Raw genomic sequence first — 624 nt, forward strand, 5'->3', positions numbered from 1 at the left:
ATGTGGTTCATGATTATGATCACGAACGCGGAGCACAACATCGGGGTAACGGTATTCTAACGCCGGTGGTTCAGCGCCTAAAAATGCTCATTAAATATGACCAGTCGGAGCTTGAGGCTGCGATTCTAAATGCTATTTTCGGCGCTTACATTGAGTCCCCGTATGATCCTGCATTAGTTGAGGCGGCACTGGGTGAAAGTGAAGACGAGAATTTAGGCGCATACCAACAAGGACGCGTTGAGTTTCACAATGACCGCCGCTTGTCTCTACAAAACGGGGCACGCATCCCGATTATGTATCCCGGCGAGAAAATCACTACTGTCAATGCCGCGAGACCGCACAGTAACTTTGAAGGCTTTGAAAGTGCGGCATTACGTAATATCGCTGCGGCTACCGGCCTTTCAACTCAACAAGTGACACAAGATTGGTCTGATGTGAACTACAGTTCAGCGCGTTCTGCCATGTTAGAGGCATGGAAAACCTTAACCCGGCGCCGCGCTGATTTCTCAATCGGCTTTGCTCAACCCATTCTGACCGCGTTTATTGAAGAAATTCACGACATAGAAGATTTACCGTTACCGGCTGGTGCGCCTGATTTCTTAGAAGCACGGGCGGCTTATTGCC

The 624-nt window shown here is 49.4% G+C and carries 1 protein-coding gene; it reads left to right on the forward strand.

All coding sequences use genetic code 11. From position 1 onward, the window contains the following. Positions 1 to 624: phage portal protein (locus tag AACQ83_RS24360; RefSeq protein ID WP_146748318.1), on the forward strand; the 624-nt coding region annotated here is incomplete at both ends.

It is taken from the genome of Photorhabdus sp. S10-54 (assembly GCF_963878145.1).
Classification (GTDB): Bacteria; Pseudomonadota; Gammaproteobacteria; order Enterobacterales; family Enterobacteriaceae; genus Photorhabdus; species Photorhabdus kayaii.